Source organism: Haladaptatus sp. T7 (assembly GCF_026008575.1).
GTDB classification, from domain to species: Archaea; Halobacteriota; Halobacteria; order Halobacteriales; family Haladaptataceae; genus Haladaptatus; species Haladaptatus paucihalophilus.
The window spans coordinates 161,919-180,173 of sequence record NZ_BROP01000006.1 but is presented as its reverse complement, the minus strand read 5'-3'; the positions used below and the strand labels follow the sequence as shown (position 1 = coordinate 180,173).

Annotated in this window: 17 protein-coding genes; 6 read left to right on the top strand and 11 right to left on the bottom strand. The window is 53.7% G+C overall.

Going from position 1 to position 18,255, the window contains the following annotated elements:
• Positions 1-22: 22 nt before the first annotated feature.
• Both OPC11_RS16625 and OPC11_RS16620 read right to left on the bottom strand, forming a co-directional pair.
• The gene (locus OPC11_RS16625; protein WP_264782657.1) at positions 23-1,570 is read right to left on the bottom strand and encodes an ABC transporter permease; all 1,548 of its coding nucleotides are present in this window, start codon (positions 1,568-1,570) and stop codon (positions 23-25) included.
• The gene (locus tag OPC11_RS16620; RefSeq protein ID WP_264782656.1) at positions 1,567-2,427 is read right to left on the bottom strand and encodes an ABC transporter ATP-binding protein; all 861 of its coding nucleotides are present in this window, start codon (positions 2,425-2,427) and stop codon (positions 1,567-1,569) included. Before OPC11_RS16620 ends, OPC11_RS16625 begins: the two co-directional genes overlap by 4 nt.
• A gap of 174 nt (positions 2,428-2,601) precedes the next feature.
• Between OPC11_RS16620 and OPC11_RS16615 the strand changes: the two genes are divergently transcribed.
• A complete protein-coding gene (locus OPC11_RS16615) occupies positions 2,602-3,207 on the top strand; it encodes a TetR/AcrR family transcriptional regulator (RefSeq protein ID WP_264782655.1) in 606 nt (201 codons plus the stop codon).
• 219 nt (positions 3,208-3,426) lie between these two features.
• On the opposite strand, the gene OPC11_RS16610 is transcribed toward OPC11_RS16615, so the two are convergent.
• Positions 3,427-3,873, bottom strand: a complete 447-nt coding sequence (locus OPC11_RS16610) for a hypothetical protein (protein WP_264782654.1) — start codon at positions 3,871-3,873, stop codon at positions 3,427-3,429.
• 82 nt (positions 3,874-3,955) lie between these two features.
• Positions 3,956-4,777, bottom strand: coding sequence for an IS5 family transposase (locus OPC11_RS16605; RefSeq protein ID WP_264782653.1), 822 nt, complete (start codon positions 4,775-4,777; stop codon positions 3,956-3,958).
• 278 nt (positions 4,778-5,055) lie between these two features.
• Between OPC11_RS16605 and OPC11_RS16600 the strand changes: the two genes are divergently transcribed.
• From OPC11_RS16600 to OPC11_RS16590, 3 genes are all read left to right on the top strand, one after another.
• Complete coding sequence (locus OPC11_RS16600; protein ID WP_264782652.1) at positions 5,056-5,841, top strand: lamin tail domain-containing protein; 786 nt, start codon at positions 5,056-5,058, stop codon at positions 5,839-5,841.
• Between the two features lie 915 nt (positions 5,842-6,756).
• Positions 6,757-7,008: a hypothetical protein gene (locus OPC11_RS16595; RefSeq protein WP_264782651.1), complete on the top strand. Its 252-nt coding sequence runs from the start codon at positions 6,757-6,759 to the stop codon at positions 7,006-7,008.
• Between the two features lie 413 nt (positions 7,009-7,421).
• Positions 7,422-7,856 (top strand): DoxX family protein, encoded by a 435-nt coding sequence (locus OPC11_RS16590; RefSeq protein ID WP_264782650.1) that lies wholly within the window; start codon positions 7,422-7,424, stop codon positions 7,854-7,856.
• 867 nt (positions 7,857-8,723) lie between these two features.
• Here OPC11_RS16590 and OPC11_RS16585 read toward each other — a convergent pair.
• From OPC11_RS16585 to OPC11_RS16560, 6 genes are all read right to left on the bottom strand, one after another.
• Positions 8,724-9,299, bottom strand: a complete 576-nt coding sequence (locus OPC11_RS16585) for a DoxX family protein (protein ID WP_264782649.1) — start codon at positions 9,297-9,299, stop codon at positions 8,724-8,726.
• Between the two features lie 615 nt (positions 9,300-9,914).
• Positions 9,915-11,015 carry an amidohydrolase family protein gene (locus OPC11_RS16580; RefSeq protein WP_264782648.1) on the bottom strand — a complete coding sequence of 367 codons (1,101 nt, stop codon included), beginning with the start codon at positions 11,013-11,015 and terminating at the stop codon, positions 9,915-9,917.
• 323 nt (positions 11,016-11,338) lie between these two features.
• Positions 11,339-12,682: a glutamine synthetase family protein gene (locus OPC11_RS16575; protein WP_264782647.1), complete on the bottom strand. Its 1,344-nt coding sequence runs from the start codon at positions 12,680-12,682 to the stop codon at positions 11,339-11,341.
• Positions 12,683-13,304: 622 nt separating this feature from the next.
• Positions 13,305-14,381 (bottom strand): peptide chain release factor aRF-1, encoded by a 1,077-nt coding sequence (gene prf1, locus OPC11_RS16570; RefSeq protein WP_264782646.1) that lies wholly within the window; start codon positions 14,379-14,381, stop codon positions 13,305-13,307.
• Between the two features lie 181 nt (positions 14,382-14,562).
• Positions 14,563-14,997: a PIN domain-containing protein gene (locus OPC11_RS16565; protein WP_264782645.1), complete on the bottom strand. Its 435-nt coding sequence runs from the start codon at positions 14,995-14,997 to the stop codon at positions 14,563-14,565.
• Positions 14,994-15,347: an HTH domain-containing protein gene (locus OPC11_RS16560; RefSeq protein WP_264782644.1), complete on the bottom strand. Its 354-nt coding sequence runs from the start codon at positions 15,345-15,347 to the stop codon at positions 14,994-14,996. The genes OPC11_RS16565 and OPC11_RS16560 overlap by 4 nt, the downstream gene beginning before the upstream one ends.
• A gap of 184 nt (positions 15,348-15,531) precedes the next feature.
• Here OPC11_RS16560 and OPC11_RS16555 point away from each other — a divergent pair, with 184 nt between their 5' ends.
• Together OPC11_RS16555 and OPC11_RS16550 are read left to right on the top strand one after the other, a co-directional pair.
• On the top strand, positions 15,532-15,954 hold the full coding sequence (locus tag OPC11_RS16555; RefSeq protein ID WP_264782643.1) for an SWIM zinc finger family protein: 423 nt from the start codon (positions 15,532-15,534) through the stop codon (positions 15,952-15,954).
• Between the two features lie 19 nt (positions 15,955-15,973).
• A complete protein-coding gene (locus OPC11_RS16550; RefSeq protein ID WP_264782642.1) occupies positions 15,974-16,567 on the top strand; it encodes an SRPBCC domain-containing protein in 594 nt (197 codons plus the stop codon).
• Positions 16,568-16,787: 220 nt separating this feature from the next.
• Here OPC11_RS16550 and OPC11_RS16545 read toward each other — a convergent pair whose 3' ends face one another.
• A complete protein-coding gene (locus OPC11_RS16545; RefSeq protein WP_264782641.1) occupies positions 16,788-18,194 on the bottom strand; it encodes an FAD-binding oxidoreductase in 1,407 nt (468 codons plus the stop codon).
• Between the last annotated feature and the right edge of the window lie 61 nt (positions 18,195-18,255).

Genomic DNA, 18,255 nt, shown 5'->3' with positions numbered 1-18,255 from the left:
ATTGCTCGCTCGAGTCAGTGTTCTACCGTCTCGTGATCGTCTTCGGCACTACGAGTTTGGCGACGCTGACAAGCGCTATCAGATGTACACCGATTCCGATCACAAACAAGGCGAACGTATTTGACTGCCCAGTCACTCCTGCAACATACATTTTCACCGGCCAGTACATCGGGAGGATGCCCGCAAGGAATTGAAGCGGTTCAGGGACCACTGCAATGACCAGTGCTGGCCCGAGGAGAACGATATTCATGAATTTACTGAGCGCGATACCCTCTATCGAGTTCGAAGCCACCAGCCCCAATACTAAGCCGATGACGGGTCCACTCAGGGCGCCTAGAACCACCGTCCCGAGAAGGATCGGTGCCGATGACTGTACGAGACCGACGACGAGCAACGCCGGAAGCGTGGAGAGAAACGAGAAGAAGAACGTGGTACTGCCTCGGTAGAGCAGATATCCGTTTAGTGAGAGTGGGGATGTTCGGTACGCAGTGAGGATATCGGTATCGCGGTCTTCTAAGATGAGCATCCCGACGATGAAGCCGAAAATCCCCGGCCCGAACACCGCCATCGAGCCCGCGATCACCGGATAGTACACGGTTAGATCAACGATTCCGGCGAGTCTCGTAGTGATGACCGGGGCAATCACTCGGATGACTCCCGCGAGGAGCAACGGACCCGCCGCTGCAAACGCTAACATCGGATCACGGAGCCAGTTTTTGGCGTCCGTCACGAGCAGACCGACCCACGGAGACTGCGGCATGGGCATCCATCGATCCGTTCCAGTCGATTGAGTCGATCCGTGCCCGAGTTTCCGCCCAGGGTCACCCTGCCGAAGAATGTCACGGTCGAACGACCGACGGGCCCACAAAAACGTGAGAGTCGTTCCCACTACTAGATATGCGAACGCGTAAATGACCTTCCACAACGAGACGGAACGGACGCCCGCCTCGATAGTGATGAGGAGCGGTTGAAACGGGAGGAGGTAGAATGCGGGCGTATTGAATAAGCCTAGGTATCCAAGAATCGGTGAGAAGAGGATAGTACCCCAGACAGCGGCGCTCAGGAAATACTCGTTTATCGAATCGAAGCGAGAGACGGCAACGAACCCAAGAAAAACGATAAGCAACGAGGAAAGAAGAACTCCGAACAAGAGGACCGCGATTCGGGGCGAGAGTCCAAATTCGGAGACCGCGACAGCGAACGATGCACTGACGGCAAGGGTAGAGAGCGAAGCGGCCTTCGAAAAGAGATAGCCGGTGGCGTCGAGCGGTGAGACGACGAGCGCTTGGAGGACTCCTTCTGTCTTCTCGTATAGCACCAGCACGGCGATAAAGTAAAATCCGAGCACAGCCGGGTCTGTTGCGATAAGTAAAATGACTATATCCGGGTTAATGTCCTGCCCGGCGAGCTGGAGTCCCAGCACTAACAGGCTCGTGAGTACCACATAGACAGGGATGATTCCATATCGAAACTGAAGGCGAATATCCCATTTGAGCATCTCGACGACCGGATGGACCGCCGACCGCTCCTGGTGAGCATCATCCTGTCTTGCGCTTTGATTGGACCTCATTGGAGTGTTTCACCAGTTATCTCGATGAACACATCGGCCAGGGTCGCCTCTTCGGAGTGAATCGTCTCAACCTCATTGCGCGCAAGAAGGTCTTGGAACGCATCGTTCGTCCCGAGGTCATCAAGCGGGAACTCCTGAGAGAGGAGCCCGCCCTCCTCCCGGTATTCGACACGGACACGTTGCTGACCATGTGCAATCTTCAGCTGGCGCGGCGTATCGACGACCGGGAGCGCACCGTTCACGATGAACGCGACGCGGTCGCAGAGTCGGTCTGCGACGGTCATGTCGTGGGTCGTGAGAAAGACCGTCGTTCCGTTGTCACGGAGGGATTCGATGACGCTCATCACATCCCGGGCGCTGCTCGGATCGATGCCACCCGTTGGTTCATCGAGAAACACGAGCTCTGGGTCGTGCAGTAGCGATCGGACAAAGTTCAGGCGCATCTGCATCCCTTTCGAGTAGGTGCCGACGCGACGGTCAACTGCGTCGGCGATACCGACAGTATCGAGCAGTTCGAGGGGGTCTCGTTTGTGTCCCCCGTACAGAGACCCGAACAGCTCGAGGTTCTCGCGTCCGGTGAGTTTCTGGTAGAGAGTCGGCGTTTCCGGAGAGACACCGATGTGGCGATACAGGTCGGATCCCCACTTGACCACCGACCGGTCCAAGACTGTTGCACCTCCCTCGTAATCGTCGAGGAGTCCAGTCAGGATTTTCTGCGTCGTGGTCTTTCCGGCTCCGCTTGGACCGAGAAATCCGAACACTTCGCCAGGCTGAACCTCGAAATCCAGTCCTTTCAGTGCTTGGTGGTCGCTGCCGTGGTATGTGTATTCGAGGCCTTCCGCACGAATCACACTCATTCGTCCACAAGCGACTCGTAGCTATGTGCTACAGGGGAGGTCCCCGAGGGATTGACCATTCTCTCACAGTGCTCTTGTCGTTGCATACCTGTGTCTTGAGCGTATGAGTAATTCACTCTTTCGCTCATGAGTGATGAGCAATACGCTCTTTACTCTACAGAGCGACGGATCGATATGAGCGGTTTCAGTGACGAAGAGCGACGTGAGATAGAGGAACGGCTCGTGGAGACCGGGCGTGACCTTTTCACCAGATATGGGTTTCAGAAGACGACGATGCAAGACATCACGGAACGAGTTGGGATCGGTGAGGGGACATTCTACCAGTTTTTTGACAGTAAATCGGGTCTATACATTCGGGTACTCCTCCGCGAACAGAACGAATTGATTGACGCGGTTGAGGCCGAGCTAGAAGGGCTCACGGATTCCGACGACCAGCTCGACCGGTTATTCCGGAGATGGGTAGCCGAGTTCGAACAGCGTTCCTTGCTTCTGCGAAGTCATCGTAATCCACAGCAGATCGTGCAGGCCGCGAATGGACAGGACTTCGCCGAGCTGCTAGACGACATCTCGAATCGGATGACTCCCTTGATTGCAGATATTCAGAAGCGAAGTGATGGATACATCACAGAGATTCGCCCAGAGGCGGTTATCGAGCTGTTGTCTCTCTTGGAAGTCGTTGCAGCGAACAAGGACGCTCATGATGAACTCGGGTGGAGCGGGTATGATGGGTTCAAAGAGATCGTAATTACAATTCTGAAACAGGGTCTGCTTTGGCAATAAGAAGTTGTTATCCGTCGAATCGTGACCGGTGTCACTAATGACCGAGACGCGCTGTCTATACAGCCCGCTCGCATAATTATCTATTCACACTGGTAGTTTCGCTATCAATCAGTTTGCACACCTGACTAACGGTATTCAGGTTGGAAAATGTCGTCTCTGTTAAAATGATATTATCTCGATAACTTTCCCTCTGAAACAGCCATTAGGTAGGTGTGCTTATCAATCGACCACCTTCGGGTTACTGAACGATGAGCGGTCAATACCCCATCGGCTTACGGTGCCAAGAAAATACCCAATCAAGCCATGGAAGATGGCTATCATGGCCGAAATGAGTGCGTAGGAGAGGAGGTCATTTTGGAAGGGAAGGATGACGAATCCGTTTTGACTATAATAGAAGTGAGCGAGAGCAACGTGTGCGGGAAAACTCACCCAGCACGCCGCAAGTAGGCCCGCCCGGTAGAACGCGACTCCTGCGGCGAGAAAAATGAATCCGATAACAAAGGTCCAATCAATCAGCGAGGATGGCCACAACCAATACTCCACACCGAGAGTCGGATAGATTAGCCACACGCCGACACCGAGAAGGATGCTAATCCCAGTTGCGAGCAGGGCAATTTGGCGGTAGGTGCCGAACAAGACCTGATCAACATCCTCTTGATAGTTCATAATCACTAATCGAAAGTGCAGTAGTAAATACTTTGAGACTATTCCAAGCAATCCCGGTGTCTATCACCCCGATATCTAACGTTTAGAGTGCCTTGTCGATGTTGTGAGTGAGACAGCCGACAACGAGTTCACGGAACTGCTTCCACCAGTGTCGTGAGCGCACGAATGCGCCATATTTCCGTTTGAGCCGAGAGTTCACCGTCTCGTTCTGACTCCGTTGGCCGTAGAGGTCGGTGTCCAGCCGAGCGTTCCACATCTTGTGAAGCGAGGAGAACTCTCGGTGCTTGATGAGCGGACGAACACCATATTCACGAGCTAACGCACGAATCTTTTGGTCGTCGTATCCCTTGTCGGCGAGGAGAATCGCCACTTCTCCGATGTTCCGTTTGATGAGCGACGGCGCGATCTGCGAGTCGTGTTTTCTGGTCGTCGTTACGTGGAGATCGATGATAGCATTCGCTTTTGTATCCACGAGAAGTGTGACTTTCAACTGCTGAATCTTCAACTTCGTTCGCTTCGTGTAGTGCTTCGAGGCGTGATTACGGTCGAACCCGGTGGCGTCAATCCCGACAACACCGTTAGTCGGAAGGAGTCTGACCGAGAGGTTGAGAAGGACACGCCAGACAGCCATATCGAGCCGGTCGAACGCTTTGCACAACGTCGATGGAGATGGTATTTCATCAAGGTCGATAGCGCTCCGAATCCGAGGCATCTCGATAAGCTCGTCAAGTAGCGTCCGATACGTCGTATTCTTCCGTACTTTGAGGCAGAGCAGGACGATATGCTGGTGGAGCGTGTACCGCCGTTTCGAAAACTTTGAGGAGTGACGAGGGACAGCTCGACGAGCTAAGTGCATCGCTTGCTCAACGAATCGGAGTAACTGCGACTTTGGAAGAGCCTGCATTCAGTCACACTATCGGGCGAACCTGTGACTCCCAGAGGATTTCAACAGAGCCACCGAGTTCAACACCCAAACAAACAGAAACCAAGCAACAGACAACACACCACTCAACAGCCCCAGCCTCGACAGCACCACCTTCGACGTCAAGCTCACACAAAGAATCGACTCGGTCAAACACGATAGCCGAGCAGACGAGCCACCAAACGTCGACGAGTACACCACAATCCGAGAGTTGGACGAAAACGACGGTCACCATCGTCCGTATCGTCGATGGTGATACGGTGGAGTTCAAGTACCAGAACGGAACCATGGATACCGGTCGATTACTTGGCGTCGACACACCAGAAGTCCACACGTCTAACGACCCAGCTGAATTCGAGGGAATTCCGGACAACGATGCCGGAGCGAGTTGTCTCCGTGATTGGGGCCACAAAACCAGTGAATTCGCTCGCTCGGAACTTGCTGGAAATACGGTCACGATCATGCTCGACAAGCGAGAAGGACCACGCGGGTATTACGGCCGTCTACTCATCTACATCCGCGACGATGGGAAACTCTTCAACTATCAATTGGTGAAACAGGGCTATGCGCGAGTGTATGATAGCGATTTCACGAAACAAGACCGCTTCTATGATGCCGAGTCGAATGCCCAGCAAAATGGGATTGGCCTCTGGGAGTGTCGACAGACACAGCAGACGACGCAGCCACCAGCAGATGATGGTGGTAGCGACGGAAAACTCGAGGTTTCGAAACTGCACATCGACGCAGCAGGGAACGATCACGACAACCTCAACGAGGAGTACATTGTGTTCAAAAACACCGGTGGAAAGTCACTCGATATCTCCGGTTGGACAATCGCCGATAAGGCAGGTCACGACTACTACGTCCCATCCGGCGTCACGGTCGACCCTGGTGAGACGGTGACGCTCTATACGGGGAGTGGGTCTAATTCAGCCTCGAAGCTCTATTGGGGGTCCGGAAGTGCTGTCTGGAACAACGGTGGTGACACAATTATCATCACGAACGCAGACGGGGCAGTGGTACTCGAAAAGGAATATACCGGCTAGAGCGACCCATCTTACTCTTCCTTTGTAATCCACCAGATAACCACCCGTGGACTCAATTTCCCACGTTCCAACTCACCTCGCTCATGCAACTCCTCGAGCCGTTGATGGACTGGCCGCCGTTTCATTTCAACTGTATCCGCGACCCACCGGGCGGTCACTGCTAGAAACTCGGACTCACGAATCACTCGAAGGATATCGTCATCACTCGTTTGCTCCGCGAATCGTCCCTGCTCGTCGCGTTTACTCTCACACGATACTTCGCAAACGCATCATAGCTCGTCCTAACTGCTTGAATCCTTCTGAATCACCATATGGTCACAAACGCCATGATGAACCCGAGGATCACCAAGCGAGGCCCACCGAGATAGCGAACCATGTTGATCGCTCCCTGTGTCGGGGTAGGAGCTTCCGCACCTTTCAGACGATCGCGAGCAACCCGTTTTGGATAGATGATGAAGAGTATGCCAATAATGATAAAGAGAATCCCAAAGAGGCTCATACTGAGTTATTCTTCCTCATAATTCAGTGATTGACACAACTACGTATTTTGCCGTGTTCTATTAGTCCTTTCTCCATCGTCAAGCACCACATAACAATACTCGATGCACTCAATAGAAAAACTGCGAGCGTCGTACTACACCAGTCAGGTTGCCATGTCCTGCGACGCTCGAGCATCGTCAATAAATAAACGCCGCGTCTGATGCCAGATGTCCAATGCGTGGTTGACTGGCACAACCACGCACCGTGTCACTAGAACGGGTTGCTTGTTGGTAGAAGCACCATCGACACCAAGTTGATGGCGGCCACTTCATGGCCCCGGTGGTTCGATTCCACCCCCGTTCGTCGAGGACTGTATCTTTTAATGAAAGCCACGAGAATCCCGCTGACCACCAGCACACCGTCTCCATCGACGATGTGATTGAAGACCTGATGGCCTGCACGTGTCCGCATCACGTCCACCGGAACGCATTCTGTAAACACATGGCCGCCGTCGAAAACGCGACTGATGACGGGACGCTCGACGTTTTCACGTCCGAGGACGACGAGCGTGTCAGTGGCACATACACAGGCTACGACAAGTACGGTAATGTCGATCACACCGACTGGACGTGTGCGGACTGTGGTGCGGAAGCCACCCAGAAGGGTGCTCTCACTGACTGCTGGTAACCTACTCGCTTCTTTTTATTTATGGCACGCCAACCAACGCTGTCCCATGGTGCCCAGCGAACGCTAACCGAGTGTGCGGATACGACCGAACGCTAGGACACACAGACGACTGGGCGGGGCCTGCTCGACTGGGCGAAAGCGTACGGGGATGGCACCGCTAGGCACTTCCCTGAAATTCTGCTCGATGCAATTGAGCGGAATATCTCAACCCGGACGCAACGAACGGCAGCTGCAACGAAATACGATCCTGATCTTGATCCTTGTGTCTATTGAACACAACAGACACCCCAGCCAAAACCTGGTTGATTACGTTTCCCTAGAATAGCAGGATTGAGTAATACTTGAAAAGAGAGGGAGTCGGAATATTTCGCTGCATCGTGAACTTATTTCCTCCCTTTCGGTAAATACTAATTATGTCGTTCAATCTCTCGATCGGTACGCTTCTGATTCGCCTAGCCGTTGGTAGCATCATGATCGTCCACGGTACTGGAAAATTGTTTTCTGTCGGCCCAGCCGCAATGTCGATACCTCAGTTTACGGGATTCCTCGCTAGTCTTGGTGTTCCTGCACCATCTGTCGCTGCGTGGGTCGTTGCACTCGTTGAACTCGTTGGTGGTCTCTGTATTCTAGTGGGTTTCCTCACCCGGTTTGCCGCATTTGCAGTTGCGATTAATATGTTCGCCGCGACGTTGCTGGTTCATTTTCCAGAGGGATTCTCTGACTCGGAACTCACTATTGTGCTGTGTCTGGTTTCCTTTGCCCTCGTATCAATCGGGGCTGGAAAACTATCGATCGATGAATTTGTCGTCGATGATCGGTCGAATTCGATGTTACCAGTCGGGGAGTGATAGAGTCATTTCCCTCCCACTTCAATTCGTCTTAGATATTCCGATTCACAGATTGCAGTGCAGATCTCATTGGAATGACCGAGGAGTAATAGTCGTGATGAGGAATTGGCGTGAATGATCCTTGTTACCGATTGGATAAAGATTTTCCCCGCCGACATCGAGAAAGTCAACACGAGGAGCAAGCCTTGTGTGCGACGCAGAAAACCACTCTTAGGAACTTGTCTTGTACACTCATTGATGTCTCCAAATGATCTTCTCACCGTCTTTGATGGTTCCTCCGACAAGGGCATCGATGTTGGGTTAGTATACAATACTAACCTCAAGTTCACCTAATCTGGACCGCCTCTTTGACCTTACCACTTCGTCTGGCGTACCATCGGATCAATAACCAGAAACAATCCCACACCAATCAGACAGAGCGTAATCCAAAAAGAAACAGAGAGCCAGTGTGCCAATTACACCCGTCGTACCACGAGACCGTCATCGCTTGCAAATTAACTCCTGTAATCTCGGCTCGGGTGAACTCAACGCCTAAAAAATCCGGATTGAAACCCTCACAACCTCGCAGTGTACTCGCTCCAGCAAACAACGTCAATGGAGTCAGTCCCACTCCAAGCGGGACAAGCAATAGACCGATGAGACGCCTTGAGAGGGGTGACAGACAGAGAATACTCTCGGTTCATCGTAAAGCAGTAGTGGAGACTCAAAATCAATTTTGAACCAAAGAACTCATGTCTATTACAAATATCAAGCCGATTCATTCGCTGAACGAGTGAGACGGCTCAATTTGGCATATAGGAATAAAGGCGAAGAACGAATGGTGGATCGATTCTAACAGGGAAGCAGTATAGGCTCAGGTGTCAGAGTCTACCCGAGAACGTACTCGAGGATGGGGTAGCGCTCGACGAGCGCCTGGCCGTCGATCTCGTATTGTTCGATGTACGCGTCGAGACCGAGGATCCGGCCGGCACCGAACGCCGCAACGGCCAGGAAGACGAGCATGTACGCGAAGTCGCCGTTGATAACGCCGTGAGCGATGTCCCAGTTCCCGAAGTAGAACATGAGCATCATGAGCGCGCCGAAGAACGCCGCAAGACGGACGACCGCGCCGATGAGCAGTCCAAGACCGATGAACAGCTCGCCCCACGGGACGGCGACGTTCGCGAATTCGACGAACCACGGGGTCGAGCCCATCCAGGAGAATAGGCCTGCGATCGGGTTGCCGTTGGTCGCGGCGACGTTCGCCAGGTAGCCACCGGCCGAGAACGGTTCGGCGGCGACGATTTTCGTGAATCCCGAGTATGCGAACGCCCACCCCATCATGAGCCGAAGCGCGAGGACGAACCAAGCTGAGAGGCTGTGCGCACGGGTGCCGACCGTGTAGCCACCGATGGTGCTTTCGAAGGTGTTGCGAGTATCTGGAGAGATGGTGGATGCAGTCATGGTATCGGAAGAAAAACTTCCTACCTTCTAAAACAACGGAAAAGTATATAAGTGTATTCTGATAGGCTGTGTCATGGATTTGTATTAGTTATAGAAATTATTTGGCTTCGCTATCGACTCATTTTTGTCTCGATGAATGGCGACGGGAGCGGGCCACCAGACAACTGCGACTGTGAGGGCCTCGATGGCTTCCAGGCTGTCCATGCGTGCGAACGGGACAAAAGGAACTACCTTAATATTCAGGGAGACATCTGAGAAGTGGATTGAGACACTTTCGGTCTTTCAATCGAATCGCCCGAATTCGACCGTCATCTCGCTTGGTGACGAACACTATCCCAAGAGTGGTGATCTGTTATAACTCACCTTCACAAGGCGATTCCGTACCTGTATACAATATGCGATCAGTCATAACCCATGGCTGAAAACAAATCTCAGATATATCTACTCTAACCCAATTTAGACGAGTAAGTGTCCAACTTCCCGTCAATCAGATTGACTCACTGGCGATCCCGTCGTCGTCAGCATCAAGCCGATACGGATCACTCGGGTCCTGATCGAGGACGGCTTGGGCCTGCTCATGTGAGTCGAAATCACTGCAATCGTAATCACCAATAGTCAGAGGTCGTAGAGCTGAACGGCGTTCTCACGGAGAATACCGCGAGCCACTCTTTCAGCATACTCTTCGGTCATAAAGCCGTCTTGGTGAAGTCGCTCAAGCACGCTCGCGAGGTCAGCACGGAACCGACGTTCCGCGAGCAAGTAGAGTTCCGGAACGGAGAACGCGTCCGAAGCATAGAGTAACTTCGTCGTTGGTGCAAGCTCGAGCGCTTGCGAGATGAGAGGTTCAACACCGTGTTGGATGAATGGCGTGGCAAGTGAGAGGTCAAGGTAGACGTTATCAAGCGTTGCGGTGACGTATCCGGCTGCCCGCGTGTACGGGTAGCCGCCATGGAGGAGGACCACCGGCGTATCCGCATGCGTTCGAAGGAACTCGTAGAGGTACGTCGGGTTGACGAATCTGGGGTGTGCATCAACATCACCGAATCCAGTGTGGAATTGCAGCGGTACATCATGGCGCGCAGCAGCCTCTGCTGCGAGGTGGACAATATGGTCGTTGAGGACTGGGTTCTCAAGCCGTCCACTCCACTCCTCACGGGCATTCTCATATGCAGTTCGAATTGCATCACGATCATGGTCGTGTACGTCAAGACCCGTGCGGTACGCAACGACCGTTTTCAGCGCGACGAACTCTTCGCTGAGGACATCATCCAAATGAGCAACGAACTCATCTTCAAACGAGTCGACCGAGCTGTATTTGGGAATCATCGCTTCAGCGGCGTTCTCGATCCGATGAATAGATTTGATCGCAACGTCTGTGTACGTCGCGAATTCCGAGGGTGAGACATCCGGGAAGCCATCGTCTACGAGGATACACTCTATGTTTGTCTGTGAGAGAAGATCCTGTGTGTACGCTCCAAGGTCAACGTCCGCTCGGCGTTCAAGCAGTGTTTCCTCGTCCTCGTCATCGAACTGATCGGCAAGCAGAGAGAGTACCGACCGATAGTTCAGAGTATGGCGAGCGTTCTCCTGTGAGAGGTTACCTTCGGTGAAGAAACTCGCAAACGACTCGGTAACTGTTTCGTGTGAGAGTGGTTCGACAGCGTGTGCGTGATTATCGATGAGTGGTGTGGATTTGACAGTCTCTCGGATTGGCATGCCGGACTTGGAATGGCCGTCTAGATAAGCGTTCGTACGTTTTCGGTAACAGCGGAGACTACGAACATAGAAACCCACAAAGTGCAGTCACGAGGATGTCCGTCCGGTTTTCCCCAAGAACCGTAGTGAGTGAATTCTCGGTCTCTTTCGCCGTCACGTCGCCTCTGATCTCTGCGATCAACTGTTGTCCAACTTCACCTAACCACAATGCGGTGTGTCGCTACCGCCTACCGGAACAAATTCACGAAACACATAATTCCTCCCTGCACCTACTCATCGAGTATCACATCTAACTAGATAACAAAATCGGGGTTGTCTTCCATCTAGTACAATCGAGTGTAGGTCTCAACGTCCCAGTCGGTTACCGTGCTCAGTGCGTCTTGCCAAGTTGCTCGTTTCACCGCGACGTACGTTCGATGGAGTTCGTTCCCCATTGCCTGCTTGAGGACGTCATCGTTTTCGAGTTCGTCAAGTGCCTCGCCAAGCGACTGTGGGAGACGTTCGATATTACGGCGGTCCCGCTCCGATTGAGAAAGATCTCTCGGATTAACGTCGACTGGCCTGCCTGGATCAAGCTCACGCTCAATGCCGTTTCGACCGGCTGCCAGAATCCCGAGAAGCGCCAAGTATGGATTTGCCGTGTTGTCCGCAGCTTTGAGTTCGATTCGTGTCGTCTCGGCTGGTGCCGTCCACTGTGATGAGGGAATTCGAACCATCGCCTCGCGATTGTCGTACCCCCACGCCGTGTATGCCGATGCCCACGCATCCGGTTGGAGCCGCTTGTACGAGACAACAGACGGTGCCGTTAGTGCAACAAGTGCTCTCGCATGGTCAAGCACACCTCCGACGAACTGTCGGCACGTCTCAGAGATACTGTAGTTGGACGTGCGATCTGGATCGTAGAACCTGTTCTCGTTTCCGTCCCAGAGTGAAAGATGGAGATGACAGCCGCTGCCCGCGTGCTCTGGAAACGGCTTTGGAGAGAATGTCGCTCGAAGATCGTGGTTTTTGGCGACCGCTTTTACCGTCTGTTTGTAGAACGTCTGGTTGTCAGCTGACGTGAGGCCATCGCTATGCTTAATTGCGATTTCTTGCTGTCCAGGACTGTATTCGGGATAATAGACAGACACTTCCATGCTTTGAGCAGCGAGGCTATCGACGATTTCGAGAATGATATCATGCGCATTCTGTATGCCATCGGCCGTATAACAACCGCTCTGGTCGAAGGGCTCGAATCCGTCTTCTGTCTCCCGGACAAGATACCATTCAGGTTCGAACGCAGCGCGTGTTTGTGACTCGAGTGTGTCGAGAAACATCTGAAGGCACGATCGAGGATCGATTGCCCACGGCGTTTGATCAAGTTGATAGAGGTCACACATCATCGCAGCCCCACGATCTGCATATGGGAGTAGCCGAAACGTCTCGGGATCGGGGACGAGTCTAACCTCTCCGACACGGCTGAGCGGTGCTTTCTCAGTTGGATAGTCGGTATCGGTAAATGCCTGCTGTGCCTGTGCGATGTTCGCACCATTCGCGAAGACATTCTCAATATCGTCTGCGTTAACCACTCGTCCGCGTTCAACGCCCGCGTTGTCAACCCAAAAGAGGCGAACGAGTTCAACAGCAGTACCCTCACATGTTTCCACGACTTCCGATTCGCTGGGCATGGTACCTCTCTGAGAGGACGACAACGAACGTTATCATTACGCCCATTATGAAAGTCGTCCTCACCGACTTTTCGATTCATTTCTGTACGAGCGATTACTGGAGTCGTTGATGACATCTGAATGTCAATTCGTGAAGTGATAGATTCTATACAGAGGTGGTACCGTCGGGGTAGACAGACAGGGACCGATAACTGCCACTAGATTACTGTCGCAAAAACATTAAGAGATAGTTCGGGCTGCACCATGTGTTGAATACTATATTATTCTTCGTAGAACGGCGATAAATAATGTGGTCCAGGAACTAGGTTGTGCCCACACGTGCGACGAGCCTGCTTCGTGGGCGTCGCGTTCGTTAGACTACTGTGCGAACGTAGAGTGTTTGATGTCGATCTCAAGTTCGCAGCCCGTGGAGTCGACCCGAACGTCATGACCGCTCATCGTGCAGTGGCAGACCAATCACTGTTGCACGGAACTCCGGTCATTTGGTTCCTCTCGGTGGCCCACGAGCTGATCGCGTTGATGATTGAACGGCAGTCGTTGTCATCACATTCGACGTTGCGGCCATCGTTTGAGTTTTCGTTATCTATTCGCTAGTATCCGAAGAGAAAAATCACAACTCCACTTACTTCACCGGAAACCGAAGCAGAGCTCCAACACCACTGAAGGCCTTCACAAACTGCGACCCACGTTCGGTATCACTGTCGATCACATATCCGCTGCCACCCTGCTGTTCGACATCTGTTTCTAACTCCCCTCGTTGGTCTCGCGGCATTGTTGATGCGATGAGTACAGACTCAACCGCTCCGAACTCGATCGCTCGCTCTACTTCCTCAGTACCATACGCAACCAACTCCCCAGCCCGAAGTCGCGAGTAGAACTCATCAAGTCGCTCGCGTCCTTCTCGCTGTTCGGCATCTAATAACTGTTTGTCCGCTTTTTCGACAAGCTGGTCCAACCCTTGTACGGTCGCATACTCAATCGAGTACGTTCCGAGCAGTCGATTGCGCAACCGATGGTCGAGGTAGCCGTCAGACACGAACCGTTTTGCAGTCGCAAGCGTTCCTCCAACGACAAGGCCGGTGATCAATCCTTCATTACCAGTGAATGCGTCAGTAGCGATATCACCGACCTGTTGGAAGAACTCGTGGACTTGCCGTTCGCGGTCGCGCTCGAACCGCTGAGCAGATTGTCCACCCGCCTTGGACTTCCCCATCACTTGGCTCTCGAACGTCCGAATCGGAATAATGCGCTCTCCAACAAGTCGTCCAATGGCAGCACCACCACGTTCGATGACGATGAGTCCAAAGATCTCATTTGGCGTAACTGATTCAATCAGCGGTGTGAGATCGAAGTGATCGTCGCATCGGTACGTCGACTCCGTAACTGGAGTGGGTAAGTTGTCAAAGGCAGTCGAGATCAGGTCTCCGTCAACGATTCCTGCATAGACCACGAGTCCCGTCTCGGGTATCCTTTCGTATCGACGGAGGATCCGCTGGACACGCTTGAGCGCTTGCTGGACATGATCCCGTGTCTGATCAGATTTGATATTCCCGGCACTGGCGTACTCTTGGGCAATTCGTTCTCGAATCGATCCCAACGACTTGCCGTTGGGAACAGTAACGGTGACGAGTTCAGTGCCGTCTCCTGTGAGTGATTCGAGGTGCTCGATCTGGTCGCGAAGGTCGTATGTTTGTGACATTGTATACTGGTAGCTTGTGAGTAGTTGATTGGCAATTCCGTGAGGTCGACCTAACGACCCCTGCCACCAGCTATGAAAACAGAGAGATACCGCTCATCGACTGCATGACCGTATCGATGCACAAATGTGAGCGGTACATATCATAACACTGGGACCGCTCAGCTAAAAGAATTCTGGAGAATTACGCTTCTGTATCGACTGGCACCCGCTCGAACCCCATCGTCGAAAGATCACTGTCGAAGGCGAACAGATGCTCGATCTCGTGCTCTCGAGCAAGCACTGCACTCGTCTGATCGACAAACGAAATCTGCTGGTCGTCGAAACGCTCGAATTCCTCACACGCTGCATCAAACGTCGCCTTTCCCACTGGTAAGATATTGAACGTCTGAGATTGGCGAACCGTCGAAAGCGCCTCAACGGCCGCTGTATGCCCAATCTGGTACAACATCAACGTCGCAAACTCCGAAAGCACATACCGACTCGTAAACACCGGCCCATATTCACCGGCTTCCATGCCATCGAACACAGCATTCGCCTGTTCGTGATTCACATCGTCCTCGTCAAAGGCAGCGTACAATCCACCAGTATCCACGAACAGCGGCAGTGGCCGACTCATTTCGACCGATTCCCATAGAGGATATCATCCACACGTTCGGACGCATCAGTGGACTCCCCAGAGCTGTAGGTCGTCCGTGAAAAGATTGGGTCACTTGGATCCACCTCATTCACCGAATCCGCATCGACGAGCCACCAGACCACTCGACCGGCGGTCTGACGGCTCTTCACGTGGCCTTGGTCTTCAAGTTGCCCAAGCTTCCGCCGAGCAGTCTCTCGTGAACACTCAAGGGCATCGGCAACATCACCAGAGGTCACTACTGGCCCCTCTACTTCCTCAAAGATAGCGAGTACGTCAGCGTGTGTTACCGTCTCGACGTACCGCCCAGAATCGCTGCGGTCTTTGGACATACGCCACAGTACACACTACCGAAGTATAGTCCTGTTGGTGTATGCCATGTGGTGAATACCAACCTTTATGACCATGTGGCGTATACAATATGGTGGGAAGAACGGTGCCCTCGGGCGTGTGTAGAAACGCGCCGGGTGCTCTAACACCCGGCACCGGTCTTCCAAATACCACTCTGGAAAGACCATGAGTACAAAGCAATCCGCAGCCCTTGAAGCTGACGAGACGGCACAGAAACGCGCACAGGCCGAACAATTTTCCTTCGACGTCGATGCCCCCGGAATGGTCGACGTCACCAACGAGAGCCACGAGAATCCCGCTGACCACCAGTACACAGTCTCCATCGACGACATGACCGAAGACGCGATGGCCTGCACGTGCCCGCACCACGTTCACCGGAGCGCGTTCTGTAAACACATGGCCGCCGTCGCAACCGCGACGGACGACGGAACACTTGAAGCGTTCCCATCGGAAGAGAACGAAGACGAGCGTGTCAGTGGCCCGTACAAGGGCTACGACAAGTACGGCAACGTCGATCACACCGACTGGACGTGTGCAGACTGTGGCGCGGCAGCCACCCGAAAGGGCGCTCTCACCGACTGTTGCTAATCCTGCTCCTTTTTCAGCTATGTCACGCCAAGCAACGCTGTCCGATGGTGCCCAGCGAACGCTGACCGAGTGTGCGGCTGGTTCGACCGAGCGCAAGCGCACGCGGCGCAACATCCACCATCCTTGGTGCGTTACTGGATGTATGGTTGAGAGAGTAGAGTCCGTGAGGAAAAGAATGCAGGCTTCTCCAGAAGCCATCTACCAAGCGTTCGCAGAGCCCGGTGCCATGGAACGTTGGCTTCCTCCGAGCAACATGACCGGCGAAATGCTCGATTTCGATTTCCGCGAAGGGGGCTCGTACCGAATGCGGCTCACCTACAAGGACAAACAAGCTGGGCAAGGCAAGACATCAGAGACATCCGACGAGATGGAAGTACGCTTTCCTCGACTTGAACCAAACCATCGAATCGAGCAGGAAGTCCTCTTCGAGAGCGACGACCTGGCGTTCGCGGGTACCATGCGTCTGATCTGGACATTTGAGTCCGAAGGGAATGGAGTAATTGTGACCGTTCGCGCCGAGAACGTGCCAGCAGGCATCCAGTCGGAGGACCACAAGGCAGGAATAAAATCAACACTCGACAATCTCGCGGCATTCGTCGAACAGGACGGCTAGTTGGTTGGCGGGAACTGAGGGAACACTACAGTACAGTATAACGATTGCTCCTGCGGTCGATGAATTCCGTCTAAGATGGATAACGCCTCTTGTTGAAATATAAAAGCTATTCTGACTCCTTAATCATCTCTATAGATTGTCGGGTGTCCATTTTGAATAGATCGTAACTTCGCGTTCTCACCGTTCACAAACTACCATCTCAACAAATAACGAGAGATGTTCAGCCTGCCGGCTCGATGTTCTGGTTGAGGTGAAACACGTTATCGGGATCGTATTCGGCTTTGATCTCGGCGAGTCGCTGGTAGGTCTGCTCATCATAAGCTTCGCGGACCCGTCGTGTGTCGTCGTCAACGTCAAGGAAGTTCACGTAGACGCCCTCTCGATAGGGTTCGAGAGCATCGAAGAATCGACGGGTCCACGTGGTCTCCGACTCGGTAAAATCTTCGTCGGGACGCCACACGCCATTGATGTTGATGTTGTGTGGTGCGTTCCGACTGGCGTAGGCGGTGGCGTCACCAGGGACGCGGCTCACCGCTCCGCCCAGGTGGAATAGCACCGCATATGAGCGGGGTGACTTCGTCGAAAAGGCGTGGTCGACGAGAACTTCAATCAAGTCGTCGGACAGCTCAGGAAGGTCGGTCGACTTCCAATAATAGTGCCATCCATGGAGAACGGTGCTGTCGAGCCCGCTCTGGTGGGCCACATACCGCTTGGGGGAGACCAAGTCGAGAAGCGGTGTGCCGTGCTCGCGCAGCGGGCGGAGGACGCTCTCACCCTCCTCAACCGGACCTGTGTAGCAGGCGTTGATGGCCACGGCGGGTCGCCAGTGAAGCTCCTCGGGGACGACTGAGAGGGGAGGGATGGGTCCCAACCTGACGACGGTGCCAAGCTCGTCGGGAGCATCCTGCACGAAGTCGCGGTAGAAGCGCAGCGCGGCGGCGGTGTCGTCCGCCGCCCAGATCACGGGGCCGGCGAGCACAGTGGGACCGACAGGGTGGAGGGCAAACTCGAAGGAGGTCACGATCCCGAAGTTTCCACCACCGCCCCGCAACGCCCAAAACAGCTCGGAGTGCTCGTCTTCCGAGGCACGGATGAACTCGCCATCGGCGGTTACCATATCGGCGGAGAGCAGGTTGTCGACAGTGAGGCCATGCTTGCGCATCAGCCAGCCGATCCCCCCGCCGAGGGTAAGCCCGGCGACGCCGGTGTGGCTGACGATGCCGCCCGGGGTCGCAAGTCCGTGGGCCTGGGCCTCATGGTCAACGTCGCCCCACAGGGCGCCACCCTGCACTCGGGCTATCCGTGCGAGAGGGTCGACCCACACGGCTCGCATCGCAGAGAGATCAATGACGATACCGTCGTCGCAGACGGCGGTGCCGGCGACGTTATGACCGCCGCCGCGCACTGCGATCTCGAGGTCGTACTCCCGTACGAAATTTACAGCTACAATCACGTCTGCAGTGCCTGAACACTGGACGATGAGTGCTGGGTGACGATCGATCATCCCGTTCCAGACGCCCCGGGCCTCGTCATAGTCCTCGTCGGTGGGCCGAATCAGGGTGCCCCGAAGCGTTTCTCGAAGGTCTTCAACGGCTGTTTGGTCAGCGTCTCTTACCGTTGGTGTCATTTTACAGTCCGTTTTGCATCTCCCTCGTTACCTCTTCATCCTTGATGCAGAGTACGGAGAG